The organism is Klebsiella sp. HC6, from assembly GCF_022605325.1.
GTDB lineage: Bacteria > Pseudomonadota > Gammaproteobacteria > Enterobacterales > Enterobacteriaceae > Klebsiella > Klebsiella terrigena.
The window spans coordinates 60,706-86,449 of record NZ_CP093278.1 but is presented as its reverse complement, the minus strand read 5'-3'; the positions used below and the strand labels follow the sequence as shown (position 1 = coordinate 86,449).

Sequence of the window (25,744 nt, the reverse complement as noted above, 5' to 3'; positions counted from 1 at the left end):
GCTCCGATCAGCTGCCAACGTCCGCTGTTCGCTCATAGCGGACCTCCAGCTCAGCCAGCATGTCCGCTTTGTGCCAAAAGCGGACCTTTCATACTTCTTGGTATATTCAGGCGAATAAGCCTTAATGCGATGAAACAAATATCGACGCTTGCTGTACAGGCGGAACGGCGAAGTATCGCTGCATACGTTTAATCTCCTCTGCGGGTGGCAGACCAAACAGGCGTTTAAACTCGCGATTAAATTGCGACGGACTTTCATAACCGACGGCGTAACTCGCTGCAGCAGCAGTTATTTGCTGACGCACCATCAACATCCGCGCCTGGTGCAGGCGTACCGATTTAACATACTGCATCGGCGGCATCCGGGTTATCGCTTTAAAATGGCTGTGAAACGTCGGCACACTCATTCCGGCTTCCATCGCCAGTTGCGTCAGCGTTAACGGCTCAGCGTAGGTAGCATGGATGCGCTGTAGCACTTTACCGATTTTGCCAAATTGCCCTTGCAAGGTCAGCGCGGCGCGCATGGCATTTCCCTGTGCGCCTGTTAATACGCGGAAATAGAGCTCACGTACCCGTGCAGGACCGAGGATCGCCGCTTCAAGCGGATTGTTAAGGACTTCGAGCAAGTGCCGCACGGCCGTTTTTACCGCGTCGTCCATTGGGCTCGACATCATGCTTTGCGGCGCGGCGAGAGGATATCGGGCGTCATGCTGTTCAATCTGCAACATCAGTTCAGCGGCCAAATGAAAATCCAGATGCATATAAATCGCCAGCAACGGATGTTCAGCGGACGCGTCGGTTTCCATCACAAACGGCACCGGCACCGAAACCGCCAGGTAGTGCTGTTCATCATATAAATAGGTCTGCTGACCAAAATAGCCGCGTTTGCTCCCCTGGCAGACAATCACGATCCCCGGATCGTAAAGCACTGGCGTTCTGGCAAGTGGACGATCGGCACGCAATATTCGCACATCAGGCAATGCGGTAAGGTTATATCCCTCCTGCACCGCAAGTGCTTTAACTAAGGTAATCATCCCGGGCATCACAGCACCTCATAAAATCAGGCAAGAAAAATAGAAGATACGGCCTAAAAATGCGGCAGGACGTAGAATACCATGCAACCTTCATTGTTCATGGGAGTTCTTTTATGACATCTGCAAAAACGATTTTAATCACCGGCGTCAGCAGTGGCTTTGGCCGTGCACTGGCGCAGGAAGCCCTCGCCACAGGCCATCGGGTCATCGGTACCGTGCGCAGCCGCGAAGCACAGCACGATTTCGAGGCGCTTCATTCGCAGCGGGCTTTCGGCCGTCTGCTCGATATCACGGACTTTGAGCATATTGATGAGGTGGTTGCGGAGATTGAGTCTACCGTCGGTCCGGTTGATGTGCTGGTAAACAATGCCGGTTACGGTCATGAAGGCATAATGGAAGAATCCTCGCTCGCAGAGATGCGCCGCCAGTTTGAAGTCAATGTGTTTGGCGCAGTGGCAATGATCAAAGCCATGCTACCGGGCATGCGCCAGCGTCGTCATGGCCATATTATTAATATCACCTCGATGGGCAGTTTCATTACCCTGCCCGGCATCAGCTATTACTGCGGCAGCAAATTTGCGCTGGAAGGAATATCAGAAACGTTAAGTAAAGAGCTGGCTCCGTTCAACATACACGTAACCGCCGTGGCACCTGGCTCGTTTCGCACCGACTGGGCCGGACGATCGATGGTACGCAGCGCTCGCAGCATCCCGGACTACGACGCTTTATTTGATCCGATTCGTCAGGCACGTGAAGAAAAAAGCGGTAAGCAACTCGGCGATCCCGTTAAGGCCGCACATGCCATGCTGGCAATGATTGAGAGTCAGAACCCTCCAACGCATTTATTGTTAGGCAGTGATGCATTAAGTTTAGTGCGGCAAAAGCTCGAGGCATTAGGTAATGAAATAGAACAATGGGAAGAAATAACACGTTCAACGGATGGCTGATCAGCTGCTGAGACAGAGAGCATACTGGATAATGGATTATGGCTGGTCGCACAAGCGCTCATTTCGCTCGGGCATCATGCTGATGCCCTTGCAGTTCAGCCTTTTTACTTTCAGGCTTCCAGGCTTGCGGTGAAATCAACTTCCGCTCCTCGCTCATAGCGGACTGCGCTCACTTATCGCAGTGAGCGTTACCTTGAGTTTAATGCCTGCCTGGTACAGTCAGGTTGACAGTACCTGTTTCAGGCCTTCGTCATTAAAAACGGTTCCGGTCTTCAGGACGCCATAACACCAGTGCACCAGTTTCCGCATCAGCGCGCCAATGGCCACCATTTTAGGTTTACCCCGCAGGCACATCTCATCGTAAATATTACGCATTCGCTTATTGTAGATTTTTCCGCACAGCGCAGACATGTAAAGCTTCGCTCTCAACTGAGGCGGACCGATTTTCGACATCCGGGGCCGGCTCCGAACCGATGTGCCTGAACGTTTCTCGATCGGCACCACGCCCAGAAATGCGGCAGCCTGCTCAGCTGATGAAAAGTCATGGCTGCGAAGCACGACCAGCATATGCATTCCCAGCTGGGGGCCAACAGATTTAATTGAGGTCAGAAGTGTATAATCACGCCTCAGTGCAGGGCTGGCTTTGATATGCGCTTTAATCTGCCGCTCGATATTGCTTACCTCGTCGCGCAGCAGCTGCGCCATATGCATGCAGGAACTGATAATATCTGCAGGTGTGTCTGTGGACAGGTATTTCTCCAGCCTGTTCTCCTCACGCAGGGCATCACCCAGCAGAACATCCCGCCGTCGCAGGAGTGCACCGAGATATCTGATTTCGGGTGCCGGCGGCTCCCAGCGGTGAGGGTTCTTAAGGAATGCGTAGCAGGCCAGCATATACGCATCCACCTTATCCGTTTTTGTCATTATTCCCATGCCGCGTGCAAACTCTCTGCTACGGTGAGGGTTGGCCAGAGAGACATAGAAACCAGCATCATGTAACTCAGTAGCCAGCCGTTCGTGATAAACCCCGGTAGCCTCCATCACCACATGAACATCTTCCGGACCGCAGTGCTGGAGCCTGAGCCAGCGAAGAATATTTTCAACTGAATGTCTGTTATTTTGGATGTTACGGGTTTTTATGCGTCCTTTGATACCGTCATAAAGCATGCAAAGATCCAGGGTGTTTTTACTTACGTCAATGCCGACTGGAAACATGGTTAAACTCCTCTCACATAAACCGTCACGCCTGTTCGCCTTGTACATACGGAGTCGAGCTCCCGGTAACCGTTCAACCTGATGTGCTGGCGTGAAAGGTGAAGCGGAGGGCCATATGCTGCAAATCAAGGTTCAGCGGTGCCGACTTTTCTGACCTTAAGGGAAGGGGGCGGCTCACTCTGCTTCAGTGGTGGTAGCTAATCACCACAAACTGTTAGATACAAGGGAAGGGGGTGGGATAGGCAGAACCTGTCAAAACAGCAGCCGGCTGCGCCGGGCGACGGCGCCATTTGCCCGCGGCACTCCATTTAACTTCAGCTGGCGCCTCCATGCCGCTGACGCGGCATCCGGTGACATTTCCTTTTGGCGCGCTAGTCTTTTGCCCTCAGGCTTACCAGTTTTTTACGTTAAGGGAGTATAAAATGGCACCCGGCCAGCAAAATGGGCACCAGTCGAACAACCAGTTCTGCCAGGTCCCGTTGATGAGCCAGTTCTTCAATGATCTTGACCCTCCATCTCCGAACAGCTTTTGTATCTTAAGTTAACGATGTCCGCTGCCGCCGGTATTCCCTCGGGGAGTGATATCCCAGCGCGCTGTGCGGGTGGTTTTCATTGTAATGCGTGAACGCTACTGCAAGGTTTCGCAGTGCTGTTCTCACATCCGGTTTTGGCATGAACGCGATATAGTCTTCTTTCATCGTTTTCACGAACCGTTCGGCCATGCCATTACTCTGCGGGCTGCTCACCGCTGTTGTGCAGGGCTCCAGATTCAGCTCTCTCACGAACCTCCGCGTTTCATACGCGGTATACGCTGAACCGTTGTCCGTCAGCCACTGCACCGCTGTATCGGGCAACCTGTCGCCGAAGCGCTTTTCCACCGACCTCAGCATCACATCCTGCACGGTTGAACTGTCATAGCCTCCCGTGCTTGCTGCCCAGTCTATGGCCTCACGGTCGCAGCAGTCCAGCGCGAACGTTACCCGCAGTTTTTCGCCGTTGTCGCAGCCGAACTCGAAGCCATCTGAACACCAGCGCATATCGCTTTCTGCCACCGCTATCTTGCCCTTATGTTCACGCTTCGGTCGCTCTGGTTTGTCATGCAACAACAACAGGTTATGCTCGCTCATTATCCTGTAAAGCCGTTTGGCGTTCACAGGTGGCTGTCCCTCTGTGCGACGTTGCTTGCGCAGGATGCCCCACACGCGTCGATAACCATAACTCGGCATATCGCTGATGATGTCGAGGATAGCCGACAGTATTTCTTCGTCTGCTTCGTCATTACGCCGGTTACAGCGCTTGTCCTGCCAGTCGGCAGAACGGTTAATCCGCAGTGACAGCTGCGCACGCGACACGCCCATGGTGCGGCTGACCAGGGCTATTCCCCGTCCTTTGGCAACAAGGGCGCGTGCGCTATCCATTTTCGCGACTGGCCGTACTCCACGGCTTCTTTCAGGATCTCAACTTCCATCGTCTTCTTGCCCAGAAGGCGCTGAAGTTCCCGGACCTGCTTCAGAGCAGCAGTAAGCTCAGAAGCAGGAACGACTTCCTCTCCGGCCGCAACGGCGGTGAGGCTGCCTTCCTGATATTGCTTCTTCCACTTAAACAGCAGGCTGGGCTGGATACCATGCAGGCGGGCGACATGGGAGACATTCATGCCCGGCTCCATCGTCTGCTGGATAATGGCGATCTTCTCCTGAGGAGTTTTACGTTTACGGGCTTCTTGCCCTAACAGGATCCCGGTCATCTCAAAATTGGCGTTAGTGTTAGACATATATTCAAGCCTATCTCTTATCTGGAGATACAGCTACTGTCCGGTGTTTCAGGGGGCTACATCACTTTATACAGCTGAAGAGGTTTATTCACGATTTAAAGAACATGAGTTTAGGGCAACTAACGATTTCAAAAAGTGCCGATTGATGGTTACAGGTAAAATAAAAAAAATCGGTACTGTTACATTCAGTAAGAATCCGTTAGTTACATTGTATATTTCTGGTTCAAATGAAGGACTAAAGTTTATTTTTGAAAATACGGATTATAATAACGATAAGGTAGCAAAGTTAAACGTTGGAGATACAGTAATTATTGCAGGATGGAATGCACGTCCTGGAACATTTGAAGGTATTTTTTTAGATGATTCGCAAATCATGACTGGTATGATTTCAAAAAAGAAAAGGCAAATGTTGGCTGTGAATGGTGGAGTCTATGATCGGGAGATTTGTCTTAAGTAACATTATTTATTCTCTTCAAATGCAGGGGCCAAGCCCCTGCATCTTTCTTCAATGGACACTGTACCAAGGGGAATAAAACCTGTAAGGAGCTACATTAGCGTTTTTTTTTATGACATACGACTCGAAATATCGCGACAGAACATTAAAGCAGGACCTGCCCTGCAAAATGACCAATCCCCATCGACAAAAACATAGCCAGTGTACTCCAGAACATAATTCTTATGATCGCCCTGACAGGAGGTGCTTTACCTGCAACAGAGGATATATAACCAAGGACCACCAGTGAAAAAAGGGTGGAAAGGATAATAAACAAAAAAACCTGCTTTGGAGGAGATAACCATGCAACTATTAAAGGTAACACGGCACCAGCAGAAAAACTCAGAGCAGAAAAGACAGCAGCCTGAAGGGGCTGTGCAGAGTTTGTATCCGTCAGCCCAAGTTCTTCACGGGCATGAGCATCCAGAGCATTTCTCGCCATGAGCTGCTCTGCAACCCTATAGGCAAGCACAGGATCCAGTCCACGTTGTATATAAAGTGAAGTCAGTTCCTGCATTTCACCTTCATAATCGGTTTCCAACTCCCTTTTTTCCTGAGCAAGTGCAGCGTTTTCGGTATCAGCCTGAGATGAGACTGAAACATATTCTCCCGTTGCCATCGACATCGCACCAGAAACCAGTCCGGCAACACCAGCAAGTAAAACTCCCGAAGAACTGGTGTTTGCTGACGCAACACCAAGGACAAGGCTTGCTGTCGAAACAATTCCGTCATTTGCCCCCAGTACAGCCGCCCGAAGCCATCCCACTTTTTCGATGCTGTGTCGTTCAAGATGCATATCTTTGCTTTCCTTCAACTACGCACACTAATCGGAATTACGGACATATAAGAATGCCTTGACAGATAATTAAACTATTGTAGTCAATTTTATCCAGCCATTACAGCACACTTTATTAATCATCAATCTATCACACTATTCCGTAACGGAATTTTTCATTTGGCTACGGATGGTGAGAAATATATGCAGCAACCCCATCGAACCATGCGCCCAGAAATAGGTTTCAATAAATACAGTCAGAAACTTATGCAAATTTAGGACACTTTCTGTCAGCACTGGCGACATTCCAGGAATTGTATTGAGTGCAAACCAGAAACCACCACATGATGCAACGCCCAATAGCGCAAGTACACCAAGCCCCTGGACTAAGGCAGCAATCCCACCAGCATGAGCTTCAGGGAGACGGAATGACATCAGCATTTTGATATCTTCAACCACACCTCGAAAATCAAGAGTCAGCCAAGCAAAATAGTAATGAAATCCTCGTTGTGTTAGCATCCATGCAAGCATGATTAACCCAAGAACAATCAGTGATAATCCAGTGATAACATGGAACCATGTAACGAACCCTGTGAGAGTATAGTCACTGAGAGCATCGCTTTCGGTAAGATTTGAACTAACAATCTGCAATAAAATCAATACAGCTAAGATGATATGAAGCACACGTAGAAATGGTGTGTCTTTGTGAGGGAGAGCATTACGTAAATTTTCATTCATAATTTAGCCACTTTGTTAGGGGTGGTTGACCAAATCAACATGCCTTTTTATTAACGAAACCTTAACTTATCGGAACTAAACAATACTCTTTAATCAGAGAATGGTATCTAAACCTATAGTACATCACATCAGTAATATGAAGAGATTACCATGAAGAAGTGTTTTTCCAGCCAAGAGATCATCAGTATGTTTCAGTGAAGCACGAAGCGGGTATATCCGCCCCGTGCAACATCAATAGGACTTAGCTTATGTTGAGGCAATGTAGCATCGGTAAGCATGTTTGCGACCCCAACATTTTTATATGTACTGAGCAGATAAGATAACGTATTATAATTTCTTCACCAGGGCATAACTATCCATTCTAATACAAGCAGCTATATCATGTCAGTTCCGGGATATCTTTCCAGCATATCTACTTTCTCCTGATAGTTCCCGGTTCAGTCAACGCCAAGTTTATTATGGTATTTTCTCATCATACTGCCCAGTTTCTGTGCTGCAATTTTCCCAGCGTCAAGACCTTCCTTTTCAGCGGTACTTTCAACAGCAGTTACCTCATCAATCAGAAGTGACATACCTGCAACATACGTTTCCCTGTCATACCCCTCTACCGGGCCGTTCAAGATGGACTCTGCTGTTGATTTCAGATCCTGCATATCTTTCCTGAAAGATGTAACGTCCTCCTCCTTAAGTGCTGCGCGGTAGCTTTTATTCATCATCTTCATGGCATGTTCAACACCGTCAGAACCAGCTATTACACTGGTAGATAAAACAAGGGCTGTTCCTATTATAACACTATGCATAATTTTTCTCATAATAACCCCACATTGTTTACTATCATTTAAAAAAATCACAATCCGAAGACGTAACATTGAGCAAAGAAAATAATTATTTGCCAATTTCCCCGAAGAAAATCAGCATTAAAATTATTGTTTATGATTATTTACACTTCCATAATCAAGGCCACTTACCTCCTTAAAAAAAGGGTCAACATGCGTCATGACATTTAATACATGATGATTATCTAAAACTGATTTCCTGGCTAAAACAGCAATGTCATGCCCTACTTTCACTGATAAATTACCATTAATTTCCAGATGAACATCAACAACAACAAGATCTCCCATTTTACGGGTTTTGAGATCATGGATACCTTCAACTCCAGGCGTTGACAATAATGTGGTTTTTATTTTATTTTCAGTTTCAATATCCACGGATCTGTCCATCAAGTCATGAAGCGAATCTGACATAAATGAATATCCCATTCTGGTTACAATCAGTCCGACAACCATTGCAGCAACTGGGTCGAGTAATTTAAAACCTGATAAGTTCCCAATAATACCAATAGCCACAACCAAAGACGAAGCGGCATCAGAGCGTGCATGCCAGGCATTAGCGACCAGCATAGTGGATTTTACTCGGGTTGCTACGGCAAGCATATAGCGAAAAAGAAGCTCTTTGATAACCAGTGCGGCTAAAGCCACCCACAGAGCAACAATATGTACCTGAGGAATATCATCTGGTTGTTTCATTTTATTTACTGCTGACCATAACATGCCGATGCCAACAATAAATAAAATTGTCCCCAGAATTAATGATGCACCATTTTCATAACGATGATGACCGTAGTGATGGTCATCATCGGGATTTTTTTTACTTTTATGGTTTGCAATGAGTACAACAAAGTCTGAGACTAAATCAGACAGGGAATGAATACCATCCGCGATAAGTCCCTGAGATCCAGAAAATATACCAGTAATCACCTGCCCGGATGTCAGAAAACAATTAACAAGCACACTAACCCACGTACTTTTACGGGCCGCGATGAAACGCTCATGAGAACTAATATCAATATCATCCGTAAATTTGTTTACCTGCATCAGAAACTCCTTATAACAGCATCAACAGTTAATACTAAACAGACTATCCTTCCCGGACAGGTTCTGTGGCGAAAATATAATAATTGGTGAGATTTATTCCTGTAAAGGACGTGCCATGTTTGTGATGACATTCATTTATCATAATTTTTAAACATTAATTTATTCTTAACAGAATATGAAAAAATTGACAGTTACCACTGACCTGCCCCCACGATTAGATACAACACTCAGTTAGTAACGTCGGAATCTTCATTCTCAGAATGACCCTTTCTCCAGCCCGCTGCAAATTCAGACGGTGTCTGATAATTCAGCGTGGAGTGCGGGCGGCATTCGTTATAATCCTGCCGCCAGTCATTAATAATTTTCCTGGCATGAACGATATCGCTGAACCAGTGCTCATTCAGACATTCATCGCGAAATCGTCCGTTAAAGCTCTCAATAAATCCGTTCTGCGTTGGCTTGCCCGGCTGGATTAAGCGCAACTCAACACCATGCTCAAAGGCCCATTGATCCAGTGCACGGCAAGTGAACTCCGGCCCCTGGTCAGTTCTTATCGTCGCCGGATAGCCTCGAAACAGTGCAATGCTGTCCAGAATACGCGTGACCTGAACGCCTGAAATCCCAAAGGCAACAGTGACCGTCAGGCATTCCTTTGTGAAATCATCGACGCAGGTAAGACACTTGATCCTGCGACCGGTGGAAAGTGCGTCCATGACGAAATCCATCGACCAGGTCAGATTGGGCGCCGCCGGACGGAGCAGCGGCAGACGTTCTGTTGCCAGCCCTTTACGACGTCTTCTGCGTTTTACGCCCAGGCCACTGAGGTGATAAAGCCGGTACACGCGCTTATGATTAACATGAAGCCCTTCACGGCGCAGCAACTGCCAAATACGACGGTAGCCAAAACGCCTGCGCTCCAGTGCCAGCTCAGTGATGCGCCCTGATAAATGCGCATCAGCAGCCGGACGGTGAGCCTCATAGCGGCAGGTCGACAGGGATAAACCTGTAAGCCTGCAGGCACGACGTTGCGACAGACCGGTCGCATCACACATCAACATCACGGCTTCCCGCTTCTGGTCTGTCGTCAGTACTTTCGCCCAAGAGCCACCTGAAGCGCCTCTTTATCCAGCATGGCTTCGGCAAGCAGCTTCTTGAGTCTGGCGTTCTCTTCCTCAAGCGACTTCAGGCGCTTAACTTCAGGCACCTCCATACCGCCATACTTCTTACGCCAGATGTAAAACGTGGCATCGGAAATGGCATGCTTGCGGCAGAGTTCACGGGCGGGTACCCCTGCTTCGGCTTCGCGGAGAATACTGATGATCTGTTCGTCGGAAAAACGCTTCTTCATGGGGATGTCCTCATGTGGCTTATGAAGACATTACTAACATCGGGGTGTACTAATCAACGGGGAGCAGGTCAGACAGCCCGCCTCGCCGGTCACCGCCTGAATCGCGGTGAGTACCGCATCGACGCTCGGCGAGGCGAACAGATCGCCGCAGACCGCGGCGGTCAGCATGCCTTTACCAATAAAGCCGACGTGCGCCGGTTCATGGCCGGAGCCGCCGCCGGAAATCACCGCCACGTTGTTTTTATTCAGATCGCGGCGTACCACTACACGGATCGCCGGGTCGCTCTCCAGACGCGCCAGGTTATTCCACGGGCTGGTGATAATTGTACCGTCGATCACGTCGCTAACGAGATGGGGGCGTTGATTAAAAAAGAATTGAGACATAACGGCTCCTCGAGGTTGAGTGTAAGACAACCCCCCGAATGCATGTTCATGGTGCGGAGGCGATAGAGAGATTCTGGCGAAGTCAGCATGGAAAAAAACAACACGAAAATGAGTTTCATTACGAAACGTGATTGCTGTTTTTTGTTCCGAAATGAAACTTAATTAGGCGAGAAATCATCACAATGCGAACTCGCTCGACTTTTTCCTCCTGCGATCAGAGCAGGCCACACGGCGCAGTCAGTCTTTTTTGCGGGGCTTTACCCAGGATGGCGCGTAATTGGGGAAATTTATCATCGTGTTTGTCGGTAATTTCGCGGTAACGGAACGGAACGGATCGAGATCGCAAATCTCATTATTTTTGTGGTTAAGCATTCCAAAATGAAACGCATGTCATTTTTATCTGTTCCATATCAGAACAAAATGACGAAAGATTTTTTTGTACACGCCTCGCCATACAGTTATTACATCGCTCCGGTACGTCCGCTTTCGCCGTCAACATCAGGCTAAACGGGTTAACGCCAGGGCTCACCATGTGAAAACATGTACTTATTTGAGGATGAAAGGAATGCTAAAAGTTATTCAATCTCCAGCCAAATATCTTCAGGGTCCTGATGCTGCTGTTCTGTTCGGTCAATATGCCAAAAACCTGGCGGAGAGCTTCTTCGTCATCGCCGACGATTTCGTAATGAAGCTGGCGGGAGAGAAAGTGGTGAATGGCCTGCAGAGCCACGATATTCGCTGCCATGCGGAACGGTTTAACGGCGAATGCAGCCATGCGGAAATCAACCGTCTGATGGCGATTTTGCAAAAACAGGGCTGCCGCGGCGTGGTCGGGATCGGCGGTGGTAAAACCCTCGATACCGCGAAGGCGATCGGTTACTACCAGAAGCTGCCGGTGGTGGTGATCCCGACCATCGCCTCAACCGATGCGCCGACCAGCGCGCTGTCGGTTATCTACACCGAGGCGGGCGAGTTTGAAGAGTATCTGATCTACCCGAAAAACCCGGATATGGTGGTGATGGACACGGCGATTATCGCCAAAGCGCCGGTACGCCTGCTGGTCTCCGGCATGGGCGATGCGCTCTCCACCTGGTTTGAAGCCAAGGCCTGCTTCGATGCGCGAGCCACCAGCATGGCGGGCGGGCAGTCCACGGCGGCGGCCTTGAGCCTGGCGCGCCTGTGCTATGATACGCTGCTGGCGGAGGGCGAAAAGGCCCGTCTGGCGGCGCAGGCCGGGGTAGTGACCGAAGCGCTGGAGCGCATCATCGAGGCGAACACTTATCTCAGCGGCATTGGCTTTGAAAGCAGTGGCCTGGCCGCCGCCCACGCAATCCACAACGGTTTCACCATTCTTGAAGAGTGCCACCATCTGTATCACGGTGAGAAAGTGGCCTTCGGTACCCTGGCGCAGCTGGTGCTACAGAACAGCCCGATGGACGAGATTGAAACGGTGCTGGGCTTCTGCCAGCGCGTCGGCCTGCCGGTGACGCTCGCGCAGATGGGCGTCAAAGAGGGGATCGACGAGAAAATCGCCGCGGTGGCGAAAGCCACCTGCGCGGAAGGGGAAACCATCCATAATATGCCGTTTGCGGTGACCCCGGAGAGCGTCCATGCCGCTATCCTCACCGCCGATCTGTTAGGCCAGCAGTGGCTGGCGCGTTAATTCGCGGTGGCTAAACCGCTGGCCCAGGTCAGCGGTTTTTCTTTCTCCCCTCCGGCAGTCGCTGCCGGAGGGGTTCTCTATGGTACAACGCGGAAAAGGATATGACTGTTCAGACTCAGGAAACCGGGAAGGTGGTCTCTTCCGTCATCGCCCAGTCATGGCACCGCTGCAGCAAGTTTATGCAGCGCGAAACCTGGCAAACGCCGCACCAGGCCCAGGGCCTGACCTTCGACTCCATCTGTCGGCGTAAAACCGCGCTGCTGACCATCGGCCAGGCGGCGCTGGAAGACGCCTGGGAGTTTATGGACGGCCGCCCCTGCGCGCTGTTTATTCTTGATGAGTCTGCCTGCATCCTGAGCCGTTGCGGCGAGCCGCAAACCCTGGCCCAGCTGGCTGCCCTGGGATTTCGCGACGGCAGCTATTGTGCGGAGAGCATTATCGGCACCTGCGCGCTGTCGCTGGCCACGATGCAGGGCCAGCCGATCAACACCGCCGGCGATCGGCATTTTAAGCAGGCGCTACAGCCATGGAGTTTTTGCTCGACGCCGGTGTTTGATAACCACGGGCGGCTGTTCGGCTCTATCTCGCTTTGCTGTCTGGTCGAGCACCAGTCCAGCGCCGACCTCTCCCTGACGCTGGCCATCGCCCGCGAGGTGGGTAACTCCCTGCTTACCGACAGCCTGCTGGCGGAATCCAACCGTCACCTCAATCAGATGTACGGCCTGCTGGAGAGCATGGACGATGGGGTGATGGCGTGGAACGAACAGGGCGTGCTGCAGTTTCTCAATGTTCAGGCGGCGAGACTGTTGCATCTTGATGCTCAGGCCAGCCAGGGGAAAAATATCGCCGATCTGGTGACCCTCCCGGCGCTGCTGCGCCGCGCCATCAAACACGCCCGCGGCCTGAATCACGTCGAAGTCACCTTTGAAAGTCAGCATCAGTTTGTCGATGCGGTGATCACCTTAAAACCGATTGTCGAGGCGCAAGGCAACAGTTTTATTCTGCTGCTGCACCCGGTGGAGCAGATGCGGCAGCTGATGACCAGCCAGCTCGGTAAAGTGAGCCACACCTTTGAGCAGATGTCTGCCGACGATCCGGAAACCCGACGCCTGATCCACTTTGGCCGCCAGGCGGCGCGCGGTGGCTTCCCGGTGCTGCTGTGCGGCGAAGAGGGGGTTGGGAAAGAGCTGCTGAGCCAGGCTATCCACAATGAAAGCGAACGGGCGGGCGGCCCCTACATCGCCGTCAACTGCCAGCTATATGCCGACAGCGTGCTGGGCCAGGACTTTATGGGCAGCGCCCCTACCGACGATGAAAATGGTCGCCTGAGCCGCCTTGAGCTGGCCAACGGCGGCACCCTGTTTCTGGAAAAGATCGAGTATCTGGCGCCGGAGCTGCAGTCGGCCCTGCTGCAGGTGATTAAGCAGGGGGTGCTCACCCGCCTCGACGCCCGGCGCCTGATCCCGGTGGATGTGAAGGTGATTGCCACCACCACCGTCGATCTGGCCAATCTGGTGGAACAGAACCGCTTTAGCCGCCAGCTGTACTATGCGCTGCACTCCTTTGAGATCGTCATCCCGCCGCTGCGCGCCCGACGCAACAGTATTCCGTCGCTGGTGCATAACCGGTTGAAGAGCCTGGGGAAGCGTTTCTCTTCGCGACTGAAAGTGGACGATGACGCGCTGGCGCAGCTGGTGGCCTACTCATGGCCGGGGAATGATTTTGAGCTCAACAGCGTCATTGAGAATATCGCCATCAGCAGCGACAACGGCCACATTCGCCTGAGTAATCTGCCGGAATATCTCTTTTCCGAGCGGCCGGGCGGGGATAGCGCGTCATCGCTGCTGCCGGCCAGCCTGACCTTTAGCGCCATCGAAAAGGAAGCTATTATTCACGCCGCCCGGGTGACCAGCGGGCGGGTGCAGGAGATGTCGCAGCTGCTCAATATCGGCCGCACCACCCTGTGGCGCAAAATGAAGCAGTACGATATTGACGCCAGCCAGTTCAAGCGCAAGCATCAGGCCTAGTCTCCTCGATACGCGCCATGGAGAACAGGGCATCCGACAGGCGATTGCTGTAGCGTTTGAGCGCGTCGCGCAGCGGATGCGCGCGGTCCATGGCCGTCAGCAGGCGTTCGAGCCGACGGGACTGGGTGCGCGCCACGTGCAGCTGGGCAGAGGCGAGATTCCTCCCCGGGATCACGAACTGTTTTAACGGGCCGCTCTCGGCCATATTGCGGTCGATAAGCCGCTCCAGGGCGGTGATCTCCTCTTCGCCGACCGTCTGGCTCAGGCGGGTCAGGCCCCGCGCATCGCTGGCCAGTTCAGCCCCCAGCACGAACAGCGTCTGCTGAATATGGTGCAGGCTTTCCCGGAGCCCGGCGTCGCGGGTCGTGGCGTAGCAGACGCCCAGCTGGGATATCAGTTCATCGACGGTGCCGTAGGCCTCGACGCGAATATGGTCTTTCTCGATGCGGCTGCCGCCGTACAGGGCGGTGGTGCCTTTATCCCCGGTGCGGGTATAGATACGATACATTCAGTTTCTCTCACTTAACGGCAGGACTTTAACCAGCTGCCCGGCGTTGGCGCCGAGCGTACGCAGATGATCGTCGCTATCGGTGACGTGTCCGGTAGCCAGCGGCGCGTCCGCCGGCAGCTGGGCATGAGTGAGGGCTATCTCGCCGGACGCGCTGAGCCCGATACCCACCCGCAGGGGCGAGCTTCTGGCCGCCAGGGCGCCCAGCGCAGCGGCGTCACCGCCTCCGTCATAGGTTATGGTCTGGCAGGGGCCCCCCTGCTCCTCCAGCCCCCAGCACAGCTCATTGATGGCGCCGGCATGGTGCCCGCGCGGATCGTAAAACAGGCGTACGCCTGGCGGTGAAAGCGACATGACGGTCCCCTCGTTAACACTCAGAATGCCTGGCGGAAAATCGCGGCAATCTCCTGCTCGTTGCCTTTACGCGGGTTCGAGAACGCATTGCCGTCTTTCAGAGCCATCTCAGCCATGTAGGGGAAGTCGGCCTCTTTTACTCCCAGATCGCGCAGATGCTGCGGAATACCGATATCCATCGACAGACGCGTGATAGCGGCGATGGCTTTTTCCGCCGCGTCGAGAGTGGACAGTCCGGTGATATTTTCGCCCATCAGTTCAGCGATATCGGCGAATTTCTCCGGGTTGGCGATCAGGTTGTAGCGGGCCACATGCGGCAGGAGGACAGCGTTGGCCACGCCGTGCGGCATGTCGTACAGGCCGCCCAGCTGGTGCGCCATGGCGTGCACGTAGCCGAGGTTGGCGTTATTGAAAGCCATCCCGGCCAGCAGAGAGGCATAGGCCATGTTTTCCCGCGCCTGCAGATTGCTGCCGAGGGCCACGGCCTGGCGCAGGTTGCGGGCGATGAGGCGGATCGCCTGCATGGCGGCGGCGTCCGTCACCGGGTTAGCGTCTTTGGAGATATAGGCCTCTACGGCGTGGGTCAGGGCATCCATCCCGGTCGCCGCGGTCAGGGCGGCCGGTTTACCGATCATCAGCAGCGGATCGTTGATAGAGACCGACGGCAGGTTGCGCCAGCTGACGATCACAAACTTCACTTTGGTTTCGGTGTTGGTCAGGACGCAGTGGCGGGTGACCTCGCTGGCGGTGCCGGCGGTGGTATTGACCGCGACGATAGGCGGCAGCGGGTTGGTCAGGGTCTCGATTCCGGCATACTGGTACAGATCGCCCTCATGGGTGGCGGCGATGCCGATGCCTTTGCCGCAATCGTGCGGGCTGCCGCCGCCCACGGTGACGATGATGTCGCACTGTTCGCGGCGAAACACGGCGAGGCCGTCGCGCACGTTGGTGTCTTTCGGGTTCGGCTCGACGCCGTCAAAGATCGCCACCTCGATCCCGGCCTCCCGCAGATAATGCAGGGTTTTGTCCACCGCGCCATCTTTAATTGCCCGCAGGCCTTTGTCGGTGACCAGCAGGGCTTTTTTCCCCCCCAGCAGCTGGCAGCGTTCGCCGACTACGGAAATGGCGTTGGGGCCAAAAAAGTTAACGTTTGGCACCAGATAATCAAACATACGATAGCTCATAATATACCTTCTCGCTTCAGGTTGTATGGGTCCACCACATATTGCAATTTTTACTCTCACGTAAAATATAGTCCACTGGCGTCATCAGTTCGAGTGATTTATGTGGCCTTTTGCTGTTATACAGCACCAGATATTCAGCCATTCTTTGATTAAACAAATTCAGGTCCTCAAAAAGCAACAATTCATTGAATTCAATAAATTGTTCTCTAAGGAAGGTGCGAATAAGCAGGTCATTTCTTCCCAAGCTGACTCGCTGATTAAAATTTCGCGGATCTGGGCCGATTTTTTTCCCGCAAACACATCGAATCAGCCTATTTAGGCTATTTTTTCCACCATTTCTGGCGTTATTTCCGGTTTTTACTGAGATCTCTCCCACTGACGTATCATTTGGTCCACCCGAAACAGGTTGGCCAGGGTGAATAACATCGCCAGTTGGTTATCGTTTTTCAGCAGCCCCTTGTATCTGGCTTTCACGAAGCCGAACTGCCGCTTGATGATGCGAAACGGGTGCTCCACCCTGGCACGGATGCTGGCTTTCATGTATTCGATGTTGATGGCCGTTTTGTTCTTGCGCGGATGCTGCTTCAAGGTTTTTACCCTGCCGGGACGCTCGGCGATCAGCCAGTCCACATCCACCTCGGCCAGCTCCTCGCGCTGTGGCGCTCCTTGGTAGCCGGCATCGGCTGAGACAAATTGCTCCTCTCCATGAAGCAGATTACCCAGCTGATTGAGGTCATGCTCGTTGGCCGCGGTGGTGACCAGGCTGTGGGTCAGGCCACTCTTGGCATCGACACCAATGTGGGCCTTCATGCCAAAGTGCCACTGATTGCCTTTCTTGGTCTGATGCATCTCCGGATCGCGTTGCTGCTCTTTGTTCTTGGTAGAGCTGGGTGCCTCAATGATGGTGGCATCCACCAAAGTGCCTTGGGTCATCATGACGCCTGCTTCGGCCAGCCAGCGATTGATGGTCTTGAACAATTGACGGGCCAGTTGATGCTGCTCGAGCAGGTGGCGGAAATTCATGATGGTGGTGCGATCCGGCAGGGCGCTATCCAGGGATAATCGGGCAAACAGGCGCATGGAGGCGATTTCGTACAGGGCATCTTCCATGGCACCGTCGCTCAGGTTGTACCAATGCTGCATGCAGTGAATACGCAGCATGGTCTCCAGCGGATAGGGCCGTCGGCCATTGCCCGCCTTGGGATAAAACGGCTCGATGACAGCGGTCATATTCTGCCATGGCAGAATCTGCTCCATGCGGGAGAGGAAAATCTCTTTTCGGGTCTGACGGCGCTTAGTGCTGAATTCACTATCGGCGAAGGTGAGTTGATGGCTCATGATGTCCCTCTGGGATGCGCTCCGGATGAATATGATGATCTCATATCAGGAACTTGTTCGCACCTTCCCTGAGCTTTCGTTTATCGACCGTCGCACCTTTGTGCTCTCAGCCATCGGCAATTGCCACGGGCAGGTCGTCGACTCGCCGGATAACCAGCGAGCCGGTCGTTCGTCAGACGGAGGTGGTCAAGGTTGTGACCTGTAGATCCGCAATACCTTCAATTGCGCGAACCAGCGCGCCGAAAGGGGCAGCCTGAGCGTGTTGCTCCAGCATCTTCGCGGACTGCCAGCGCTCAATCATCACGAACTGGTGATCGTTCTCGCGGTTCAGATGCAGTTGATACAGCTCGCAGCCCGGTTCGCCCTGGACGTCACGCTCTACCGTCTTCAGCGCCTGAAGGACTTTCTCACGCGAGCCTGAATGCGCGGTAATGGTGGCCACAATAGTCACAGCGTCATGCATTTTCATATTCCTTTTGATGAGTTAAGCGATGGCATAAGCATACACCCGTGGCGGCGGTTGAAAATCCTTTTTTTGTGCTAATACCTTCACTTTTCGGGTGAAAATGCGGGTATCAGGGTTTATCGCCCACTGCGTAACGACTGCGGCGGAATGCCGTAACCACGGATAAACACTTCCCGCATATGGCGTCCGTCACGAAAGCCTGATTCACGGGCGATAGAATCCAGAGACAGGTGGCTTTGTTCAATCATCAGCCTGGCAGCCTCCAGCCGAAGCCCTTCAATGGCTTTAGCCGGTGACTTTCCCGTTTCCTGGCGAAACAGACGGCTAAGGAAGGTGCGAACAAGTTCCTGATATGAGATCATCATATTCATCCGGAGCGCATCCCAGAGGGACATCATGAGCCATCAACTCACCTTCGCCGATAGTGAATTCAGCACTAAGCGCCGTCAGACCCGAAAAGAGATTTTCCTCTCCCGCATGGAGCAGATTCTGCCATGGCAGAATATGACCGCTGTCATCGAGCCGTTTTATCCCAAGGCGGGCAATGGCCGACGGCCCTATCCGCTGGAGACCATGCTGCGTATTCACTGCATGCAGCATTGGTACAACCTGAGCGACGGTGCCATGGAAGATGCCCTGTACGAAATCGCCTCCATGCGCCTGTTTGCCCGATTATCCCTGGATAGCGCCCTGCCGGATCGCACCACCATCATGAATTTCCGCCACCTGCTCGAGCAGCATCAACTGGCCCGTCAATTGTTCAAGACCATCAATCGCTGGCTGGCCGAAGCAGGCGTCATGATGACCCAAGGCACTTTGGTGGATGCCACCATCATTGAGGCACCCAGCTCTACCAAGAACAAAGAGCAGCAACGCGATCCGGAGATGCATCAGACCAAGAAAGGCAATCAGTGGCACTTTGGCATGAAGGCCCACATTGGTGTCGATGCCAAGAGTGGCCTGACCCACAGCCTGGTCACCACCGCGGCCAACGAGCATGACCTCAATCAGCTGGGTAATCTGCTTCATGGAGAGGAGCAATTTGTCTCAGCCGATGCCGGCTACCAAGGAGCGCCACAGCGCGAGGAGCTGGCCGAGGTGGATGTGGACTGGCTGATCGCCGAGCGTCCCGGCAGGGTAAAAACCTTGAAGCAGCATCCGCGCAAGAACAAAACGGCCATCAACATCGAATACATGAAAGCCAGCATCCGTGCCAGGGTGGAGCACCCGTTTCGCATCATCAAGCGGCAGTTCGGCTTCGTGAAAGCCAGATACAAGGGGCTGCTGAAAAACGATAACCAACTGGCGATGTTATTCACCCTGGCCAACCTGTTTCGGGTGGACCAAATGATACGTCAGTGGGAGAGATCTCAGTAAAAACCGGAAATAACGCCAGAAATGGTGGAAAAAATAGCCTAAATAGGCTGATTCGATGTGTTTGCGGGAAAAAAATCGGCCCAGATCCGCGAAATTTTAATCAGCGAGTCAGCTTGGGAAGAAATGACCTGCTTATTCGCACCTTCCCTGCCAAAAGGAGGAAGTATGTTCGATTTTTCTTCATCGAAGCCAACTGTATTGGTTATCGACGATACTCCAGAAAACCTCACGCTGATGTATCAGCTACTTAAAGATGATTATAAGGTAAAAGGGGCAAACGGCGGTGAGCGCGGGCTTACACTTGCCGAAACTGCTAATCCAGATTTGATCTTGCTCGATATCATGATGCCGGAAATAGATGGTTATCAAGTATGCCAGCAGCTTAAATCAAACCCAGCAACCAGTGATATCCCGATAATATTCCTCACAGCTAAAGCTGAAAGAGTCGATGAACATAAAGGGCTAAAATTGGGTGCCGTTGACTACATAACCAAACCAATTAACCCAGAGGTCGTGAAGGCACGTGTTAAAACACATGTATCTCTCAAAGTGGCTTCCGATATCTTAAAAGACAAGAATCAAGTGCTAGAGCAAGAGGTCGAAAGACGAACCAACGAAGCTTTGCGGCAAAAAGAAGAGCTTCACGCAATTCAAGATGTTTCCATTTATGCCATGATTTCGTTAGCCGAAGCCCGCGATAACGAAACGGGTAACCACATTAAACGTACCCAAGCTTACATAAAACGTTTAGCAGAGCAATTACGCCAAAACTCGCGTTATGTTTCAGAACTGACCGATGACTTTATTGCCCTGTTATATAAATCAGCGCCTCTGCACGATATCGGGAAAATAGGCATTCCAGACAACATCTTGCAGAAAGAAGGCTCCCTGACCGACGATGAATTTCGAGTGATGAAAACTCATACCACCATCGGTTATGAAGCGATTAAAAATGCTGAGAAAGTATGCGGCCAGCCTATGAAGTTCTTGATTGTCGCAAAAGAGATCGCCTACTCACATCACGAACGCTGGGATGGTGAAGGATACCCATTAGGTCTTGCTGGAGAGCAAATTCCGTTGTCCGCCCGACTCATGGCTATAGCAGACGTCTATGATGCGCTCATCAGCAAGCGAGTTTATAAACCTGCGTTTTCACATTCAGACGCAGTAAATATCATTGTGTCAGGCAAAGGCACTCAATTTGACCCTACTATCATCGATGCCTTCGCTGAAATTACAGATGAACTCGATGCCATTGCTCAAGAATACACTAACTAGATAAGACAAGTACTTATAGCCGTTTCTGAGACAAACATGAAAGACAAGAAAATCACCACACAATCGTGGGTGTGGCGTTCAATGGTCAAAACCGGAATCATTCCCCTCATTCTGGTGGAATTGGTTCTTATTGCCGTTTACCTAATAAGTAACCATTTTATCAGTTCCGACAACATGGAATACATTTACACAAAAGTAAATGAAGAGTTGAAGATCTCATCGGAGAGAGAAGCAGCAATCATTAGAGAGAAGCTGCTCTCAATAGAAAGCTTAACGGCCGTATACCAAAACGAAACAGAACGTGTTTTATCAGAAGAACACACCATTGACCGATCTGAAAAAGATAACCTTGCCGTGAGCGAAGATGGCGTCTTGGGAAGGTGCGAATAAGCAGGTCATTTCTTCCCAAGCTGACTCGCTGATTAAAATTTCGCGGATCTGGGCCGATTTTTTTCCCGCAAACAATCGAATCAGCCTATTTAGGCTATTTTTTCCACCATTTCTGGCGTTATTTCCGGTTTTTACTGAGATCTCTCCCACTGACGTATCATTTGGTCCACCCGAAACAGGTTGGCCAGGGTGAATAACATCGCCAGTTGGTTATCGTTTTTCAGCAGCCCCTTGTATCTGGCTTTCACGAAGCCGAACTGCCGCTTGATGATGCGAAACGGGTGCTCCACCCTGGCACGGATGCTGGCTTTCATGTATTCGATGTTGATGGCCGTTTTGTTCTTGCGCGGATGCTGCTTCAAGGTTTTTACCCTGCCGGGACGCTCGGCGATCAGCCAGTCCACATCCACCTCGGCCAGCTCCTCGCGCTGTGGCGCTCCTTGGTAGCCGGCATCGGCTGAGACAAATTGCTCCTCTCCATGAAGCAGATTACCCAGCTGATTGAGGTCATGCTCGTTGGCCGCGGTGGTGACCAGGCTGTGGGTCAGGCCACTCTTGGCATCGACACCAATGTGGGCCTTCATGCCAAAGTGCCACTGATTGCCTTTCTTGGTCTGATGCATCTCCGGATCGCGTTGCTGCTCTTTGTTCTTGGTAGAGCTGGGTGCCTCAATGATGGTGGCATCCACCAAAGTGCCTTGGGTCATCATGACGCCTGCTTCGGCCAGCCAGCGATTGATGGTCTTGAACAATTGACGGGCCAGTTGATGCTGCTCGAGCAGGTGGCGGAAATTCATGATGGTGGTGCGATCCGGCAGGGCGCTATCCAGGGATAATCGGGCAAACAGGCGCATGGAGGCGATTTCGTACAGGGCATCTTCCATGGCACCGTCGCTCAGGTTGTACCAATGCTGCATGCAGTGAATACGCAGCATGGTCTCCAGCGGATAGGGCCGTCGGCCATTGCCCGCCTTGGGATAAAACGGCTCGATGACAGCGGTCATATTCTGCCATGGCAGAATCTGCTCCATGCGGGAGAGGAAAATCTCTTTTCGGGTCTGACGGCGCTTAGTGCTGAATTCACTATCGGCGAAGGTGAGTTGATGGCTCATGATGTCCCTCTGGGATGCGCTCCGGATGAATATGATGATCTCATATCAGGAACTTGTTCGCACCTTCCCTAACTCAGATACCACAGGGACTAATGCTTGCTTGGTTAAAGCAAAGGTTTGGGAATACGAACAAGAGGTTAGAGTTATAAAAAAGAAAAAATCTGGCATTTACAGTTTCGATAGAAAACAAATGACTGGCATCTACTTTGGTATGAAAATAAACAAGCAAGATAAAAAAATCATCTCTCAGTTGGTAGATGACTCAAATAAATATACTAATACCAAAATTAAAAAGCATGATGTTCAAATTGCGTTCAATACGTTTGAGCTTTTTAAAATTCCTTTTAGCGTCTAATGGTGTCTTTCACCAATCTTTAGCCACTGCAGTGCAACTACGCTTAATGCATTTTATGTTAAATTGTGGGTGTGGGGTTCACGAAATCATTACCGGGTCGTGCTATTTTTTGTCAGGCTTATGATCATCGTAATAATTGTCATTACCCTGCTCCGCTGGATACAGCACCTTGATAAGTACGGATGTATGACTGAAACTCGCGCGGCTCTTGTCGAGGTGCATATCCGATTACAGAAAGCATTTATTGTGCTGGCGCAGTCTCGACCAACGCAATACGGCCTAGAAGCCAAGCTCCATTACCTGCAGACGGTTTATCGTGCCCGGCAGGCACTGACCTGCAGCAGTGGCATTCGGTTACTGGAAAATCTTGGGGGGTAATCGTCGCTACCTGCCTTGTTGATAGTTGTACCGTGAGCTCATTGTAAAGCTGCGTGACGCGACAAAGTAATCTTCGCTGGTTACCGGTTACGCAGGATCCAGCTTTGCTACAGAATGACGGATACAGAGTTCTGTAGCAAAATCTCGCTCGTTAAGTACATCGCTACTGACACCTATATGCTGCAACAACAGTTTGGCCGCTGCACGTCCCATCTCGTGACCCGGTTGGCGAACTGTAGTTAATTCTGGCTGGATGAGTCTGGACTCAGGAATATCATCAAAACCGGTAACACTGATATCGCCCGGAACGTTAATTTTAAGCTCCAAACAACGTCGTACAAATCCTATCGCCATCATGTCATTGGCACACAGCACTGCCGTGGGACGTTGGCCCGAAGGCAGTGCTGTCAGGATCTCTGCCGCGCGGCGTCCCGATTCTTCTGTGTAATCGCCTCTTATCATGGGAACTGATTCCGGTTCTATATTGGCACCGATAAATGCTTCTCGAAAACCTGCCTGGCGTTGTTCGCTAGTCCACAATCCCTGTGGGCCAGTGACAATGGCTAATTTCCGATGGTTTTGCTGCAGGACGTAATTTGCCAGCGTTCGCGCCCCGATTAAATTCTGTGAACTGATAAAGGGAATATTAACGCCGGGTAGACACTCGTCGACAAATATCACCGAGCCGATCTGCGCCAGTTCCTGTAGTGACTGACATGGCAGCCCACTACCCGACAGATAAATAACCCCATTCAACCGCTGAGTGCGTAAAACCCTTGCGTAATATTCTTCACGCTGAGTATCAGAACCCGTCAGACACAGCACTAACAGGCAGTCAAATTCTCTCAGAATGCTGTGAATACCTTCCGCAATAGCGGCAAAAAAAGCGTTACTTAAATCTGGCACGACAAAACCAATAGACGACAGTCGCTGATGTTTTAAACTACGAGCAGCACTGTTGGGTTCAAAGCCCAGTTCGGCGATACAGCGCATGACATGATCGCGTGTCCTCTCAGCAACGGGGCGTCCACTGTCGTTAATAACTGCACTAACAGTGCCTACGGACACGTCAGCCAGACGGGCAACATCCCGAATTGTGGGACGGCGTGACCCGGTTGTTTTTGGAACACTTTCAGACATCAATGTAGCCCCTGCAAAATTAAGAACGGTAGCGTGACCAACTGCGCGCACGAGAGGATGTTCGCCAAGGCGTGACCACATGCTCCAACATCAATACCAGTAAAAAACTGACTACGCCCAGCAGCGCCAAGAAGCCAATAGCGGAAAAGGTACCAGCCGTATTCAGCCTTGAATTCGCCTGCAACAAATAAGCACCAAGCCCTCCACTGGTGGAGGCTGTCCATTCACCAATTACAGCACCGGTCACACTAAAAGTTGCGGAGAGTTTAAGGGCAGAGAATAGCGGTGTATAGGTCGCCGGCAGTTTCACATAGCGAAATGCACTGATTTTTGAACCACCCATTGACTTCACTAGGTTCAGCATGTCGCGGTCAACCGAATTGAGGCCATCCAGCACGTTAACGACTACTGGGAAAAATACCACAAGCGCGACGATCACTAATTTTGGGGCGAGACCAAATCCTAGCCAAATCGTCAGCGCCGCAGAAATGGCAATAACGGGAACAGCCTGGCTGGCAATCAGAATCGGGTAAAGCACGCTCCGTATGAAAGGGCTGGCATCCATCATCACGGCGAAAATAAATCCGGCACCGGCACCAACAATGAACCCTAACAAAAAGGTGGCAAAGGTTATCTCAAATCCTTGCCACAAGACCTGCCAGTCGGAAACGATATGTTGCCAGGTCAGCCCCGGCGAAGGAAGCACATAGGCAGGAATGTTGTAATACTGAACAGCCATTCCCCATACCAGCAGCACCATTACCAGCGCAATGACCGGCCCCAGAACAGAGAAAATTAATTTATTATTCATTGACAGCGATTTCCTGAGGCAAGGTTCCGTTATAGATGAGATCGAGTATCTGGCGCTTTAAATGCGTAAACTGTGGCGTTGTCAGGCTCGACATATCTCGGGGTCGTGGCAATTCGACCTTCAAAATTTGCTGTATTCTGCCCGGCCTTGGAGACATAACCACCACACGATCTGCCAGATAAATTGCTTCATCAATATCATGGGTGACAAAAATGACTGTGCGTTTCTGCTCCGCCCACACAGACAATAACCACTGCTGCATTGCCAGACGTGTTTGTGAGTCCAGTGCGCCAAAAGGCTCATCTAGCAGCATGACATCGCGCTTCATGGCTAAAGTGCGCATTAGAGCCACTCTCTGCCGCATCCCCCCCGAAAGTGCACTCGGATAATGGTCAATAAAGTCACCCAAGCCATAACGGGTAGCAAGTGCCACGCCTTCGGCGAGTTGTGCTTTGGTTACTGCCCCCTGCAGCGTTGCACCCAGTACAATATTATTTATTACGGTCAACCAGGGAAGCAGCAGATCTTTCTGAAGCATATACCCAACCTGGCCACTCTGGCCGGTTACATCCCGACCATCAATAGCAATGGTGCCACTGTCAGGCATCAGTACGCCGGCTATCATATTAAATAATGTGCTTTTACCGCAGCCGGATGGTCCCACTACACAAATGAACTCACCTTTCTCAATATCCAGATCCGTGGGTGCCAGTGCTACCATATCGCCGAAACGCTTGGTAACTTTCCTGAGGGATAACTTTGTAGATGACATAACTCAATCC

General features: G+C 51.5%; 26 protein-coding genes and 3 pseudogenes. 9 read left to right on the top strand and 20 right to left on the bottom strand.

Translation table 11 applies throughout. The features are described from left to right. Positions 1–121: 121 nt before the first annotated feature. Positions 122–1,042 carry an AraC family transcriptional regulator gene (locus MMW58_RS30045; RefSeq protein WP_012540028.1) on the bottom strand — a complete coding sequence of 307 codons (921 nt, stop codon included), beginning with the start codon at positions 1,040–1,042 and terminating at the stop codon, positions 122–124. 104 nt (positions 1,043–1,146) lie between these two features. On the opposite strand from MMW58_RS30045, the gene MMW58_RS30040 reads away from it, so the two are divergent. Beyond that, a complete protein-coding gene (locus MMW58_RS30040; protein WP_116967863.1) occupies positions 1,147–1,980 on the top strand; it encodes an oxidoreductase in 834 nt (277 codons plus the stop codon). A gap of 219 nt (positions 1,981–2,199) precedes the next feature. Here the strand turns inward: MMW58_RS30040 and MMW58_RS30035 are convergent, their stop codons facing one another. Beyond that, positions 2,200–3,195, bottom strand: a complete 996-nt coding sequence (locus MMW58_RS30035) for an IS110 family RNA-guided transposase (protein ID WP_047650692.1) — start codon at positions 3,193–3,195, stop codon at positions 2,200–2,202. A gap of 536 nt (positions 3,196–3,731) precedes the next feature. Beyond that, a protein-coding gene (locus MMW58_RS30030; protein WP_135735428.1) for an IS3 family transposase occupies positions 3,732–4,939 on the bottom strand; the annotation gives its coding sequence in 2 pieces (ribosomal slippage) (positions 3,732–4,618 and positions 4,618–4,939; 1,209 coding nt in all). A gap of 172 nt (positions 4,940–5,111) precedes the next feature. Between MMW58_RS30030 and MMW58_RS30025 the strand changes: the two genes are divergently transcribed. Continuing rightward, positions 5,112–5,423, top strand: a complete 312-nt coding sequence (locus MMW58_RS30025) for a hypothetical protein (protein ID WP_011977758.1) — start codon at positions 5,112–5,114, stop codon at positions 5,421–5,423. Between the two features lie 142 nt (positions 5,424–5,565). Here MMW58_RS30025 and MMW58_RS30020 read toward each other — a convergent pair whose 3' ends face one another. The 6 genes and pseudogenes from MMW58_RS30020 to MMW58_RS29995 all read right to left on the bottom strand — a co-directional run. After that, entirely contained in the window at positions 5,566–6,255 is a 690-nt protein-coding gene (locus MMW58_RS30020; RefSeq protein ID WP_016240364.1) for a VIT1/CCC1 transporter family protein, read from the bottom strand. Between the two features lie 135 nt (positions 6,256–6,390). Next, complete coding sequence (locus MMW58_RS30015) at positions 6,391–6,972, bottom strand: cytochrome b/b6 domain-containing protein (protein WP_011977760.1); 582 nt, start codon at positions 6,970–6,972, stop codon at positions 6,391–6,393. Positions 6,973–7,409: 437 nt separating this feature from the next. Continuing rightward, entirely contained in the window at positions 7,410–7,784 is a 375-nt protein-coding gene (locus MMW58_RS30010; RefSeq protein WP_011977761.1) for a cytochrome b562, read from the bottom strand. A 111-nt stretch (positions 7,785–7,895) separates the two neighbouring features. After that, positions 7,896–8,849: a cation diffusion facilitator family transporter gene (locus MMW58_RS30005; RefSeq protein WP_001198018.1), complete on the bottom strand. Its 954-nt coding sequence runs from the start codon at positions 8,847–8,849 to the stop codon at positions 7,896–7,898. Between the two features lie 227 nt (positions 8,850–9,076). Next, positions 9,077–10,197, bottom strand: a protein-coding gene (locus tag MMW58_RS30000) for an IS3-like element ISSen4 family transposase (protein ID WP_096147877.1) whose coding sequence is annotated in 2 segments (ribosomal slippage) — positions 9,077–9,939 and positions 9,939–10,197 — 1,122 coding nt in all. Because the reading frame shifts where the segments join, the coding sequence is not laid out codon by codon here. 69 nt (positions 10,198–10,266) lie between these two features. Beyond that, positions 10,267–10,581, bottom strand: a pseudogene (locus MMW58_RS29995) (dihydroxyacetone kinase subunit DhaK); the annotation flags it as partial. 565 nt (positions 10,582–11,146) lie between these two features. On the opposite strand from MMW58_RS29995, the gene MMW58_RS29990 reads away from it, so the two are divergent. Together MMW58_RS29990 and dhaR are read left to right on the top strand one after the other, a co-directional pair. Continuing rightward, complete coding sequence (locus MMW58_RS29990; protein ID WP_096000325.1) at positions 11,147–12,244, top strand: glycerol dehydrogenase; 1,098 nt, start codon at positions 11,147–11,149, stop codon at positions 12,242–12,244. A 101-nt stretch (positions 12,245–12,345) separates the two neighbouring features. Next, a complete protein-coding gene (gene dhaR, locus MMW58_RS29985; protein WP_096000324.1) occupies positions 12,346–14,271 on the top strand; it encodes a dihydroxyacetone kinase operon transcriptional regulator DhaR in 1,926 nt (641 codons plus the stop codon). Here the strand turns inward: dhaR and MMW58_RS29980 are convergent. The 7 genes and pseudogenes from MMW58_RS29980 to MMW58_RS29950 all read right to left on the bottom strand — a co-directional run. Beyond that, complete coding sequence (locus MMW58_RS29980) at positions 14,249–14,779, bottom strand: cob(I)yrinic acid a,c-diamide adenosyltransferase (protein WP_004210508.1); 531 nt, start codon at positions 14,777–14,779, stop codon at positions 14,249–14,251. The two genes, dhaR and MMW58_RS29980, sit on opposite strands and share 23 nt — an antisense overlap. Continuing rightward, complete coding sequence (locus MMW58_RS29975; protein WP_054627500.1) at positions 14,780–15,133, bottom strand: glycerol dehydratase reactivase beta/small subunit family protein; 354 nt, start codon at positions 15,131–15,133, stop codon at positions 14,780–14,782. A 20-nt stretch (positions 15,134–15,153) separates the two neighbouring features. After that, a complete protein-coding gene (gene dhaT / locus MMW58_RS29970) occupies positions 15,154–16,317 on the bottom strand; it encodes a 1,3-propanediol dehydrogenase (protein ID WP_004150927.1) in 1,164 nt (387 codons plus the stop codon). Between the two features lie 16 nt (positions 16,318–16,333). Continuing rightward, positions 16,334–16,528: pseudogene (locus tag MMW58_RS29965) on the bottom strand (IS3 family transposase); the annotation flags it as partial. Positions 16,529–16,674: 146 nt separating this feature from the next. Next, positions 16,675–17,655: an IS5-like element ISKpn26 family transposase gene (locus MMW58_RS29960; RefSeq protein ID WP_000019450.1), complete on the bottom strand. Its 981-nt coding sequence runs from the start codon at positions 17,653–17,655 to the stop codon at positions 16,675–16,677. A 172-nt stretch (positions 17,656–17,827) separates the two neighbouring features. Continuing rightward, positions 17,828–18,118 carry a putative quinol monooxygenase gene (locus MMW58_RS29955; RefSeq protein ID WP_016241603.1) on the bottom strand — a complete coding sequence of 97 codons (291 nt, stop codon included), beginning with the start codon at positions 18,116–18,118 and terminating at the stop codon, positions 17,828–17,830. Between the two features lie 119 nt (positions 18,119–18,237). After that, positions 18,238–18,450 (bottom strand): annotated as a pseudogene (locus tag MMW58_RS29950) (helix-turn-helix domain-containing protein); the annotation flags it as partial. Between the two features lie 67 nt (positions 18,451–18,517). Here MMW58_RS29950 and MMW58_RS29945 point away from each other — a divergent pair. The 3 genes from MMW58_RS29945 to MMW58_RS29935 all read left to right on the top strand — a co-directional run bounded on the left by MMW58_RS29945 (position 18,518) and on the right by MMW58_RS29935 (position 21,166). Continuing rightward, positions 18,518–19,498, top strand: coding sequence for an IS5-like element ISKpn26 family transposase (locus MMW58_RS29945; protein WP_000019450.1), 981 nt, complete (start codon positions 18,518–18,520; stop codon positions 19,496–19,498). A gap of 165 nt (positions 19,499–19,663) precedes the next feature. Further along, on the top strand, positions 19,664–20,776 hold the full coding sequence (locus MMW58_RS29940; protein ID WP_241723824.1) for a response regulator: 1,113 nt from the start codon (positions 19,664–19,666) through the stop codon (positions 20,774–20,776). Positions 20,777–20,812: 36 nt separating this feature from the next. Beyond that, positions 20,813–21,166 (top strand): hypothetical protein, encoded by a 354-nt coding sequence (locus tag MMW58_RS29935; protein ID WP_241723823.1) that lies wholly within the window; start codon positions 20,813–20,815, stop codon positions 21,164–21,166. 131 nt (positions 21,167–21,297) lie between these two features. On the opposite strand, the gene MMW58_RS29930 is transcribed toward MMW58_RS29935, so the two are convergent. Then, complete coding sequence (locus MMW58_RS29930) at positions 21,298–22,278, bottom strand: IS5-like element ISKpn26 family transposase (protein ID WP_000019450.1); 981 nt, start codon at positions 22,276–22,278, stop codon at positions 21,298–21,300. On the opposite strand from MMW58_RS29930, the gene MMW58_RS29925 reads away from it, so the two are divergent. Together MMW58_RS29925 and MMW58_RS29920 are read left to right on the top strand one after the other, a co-directional pair. Then, positions 22,277–22,633, top strand: coding sequence for a hypothetical protein (locus MMW58_RS29925; RefSeq protein WP_241723822.1), 357 nt, complete (start codon positions 22,277–22,279; stop codon positions 22,631–22,633). The two genes, MMW58_RS29930 and MMW58_RS29925, sit on opposite strands and share 2 nt — an antisense overlap. Positions 22,634–22,819: 186 nt before the next feature. Further along, positions 22,820–23,011, top strand: coding sequence for a hypothetical protein (locus MMW58_RS29920; RefSeq protein WP_200557558.1), 192 nt, complete (start codon positions 22,820–22,822; stop codon positions 23,009–23,011). Positions 23,012–23,098: 87 nt separating this feature from the next. On the opposite strand, the gene MMW58_RS29915 is transcribed toward MMW58_RS29920, so the two are convergent. From MMW58_RS29915 to MMW58_RS29905, 3 genes are read right to left on the bottom strand one after another with little or no spacing between them, the layout of a single operon-like run. Continuing rightward, positions 23,099–24,151 (bottom strand): LacI family DNA-binding transcriptional regulator, encoded by a 1,053-nt coding sequence (locus MMW58_RS29915; protein ID WP_200557559.1) that lies wholly within the window; start codon positions 24,149–24,151, stop codon positions 23,099–23,101. Positions 24,152–24,170: 19 nt separating this feature from the next. Next, on the bottom strand, positions 24,171–24,962 hold the full coding sequence (locus tag MMW58_RS29910) for an ABC transporter permease (RefSeq protein ID WP_200557560.1): 792 nt from the start codon (positions 24,960–24,962) through the stop codon (positions 24,171–24,173). Further along, positions 24,955–25,734, bottom strand: coding sequence for an ABC transporter ATP-binding protein (locus MMW58_RS29905; protein ID WP_200557561.1), 780 nt, complete (start codon positions 25,732–25,734; stop codon positions 24,955–24,957). The genes MMW58_RS29910 and MMW58_RS29905 overlap by 8 nt, the downstream gene beginning before the upstream one ends. Positions 25,735–25,744 lie beyond the last annotated feature (10 nt).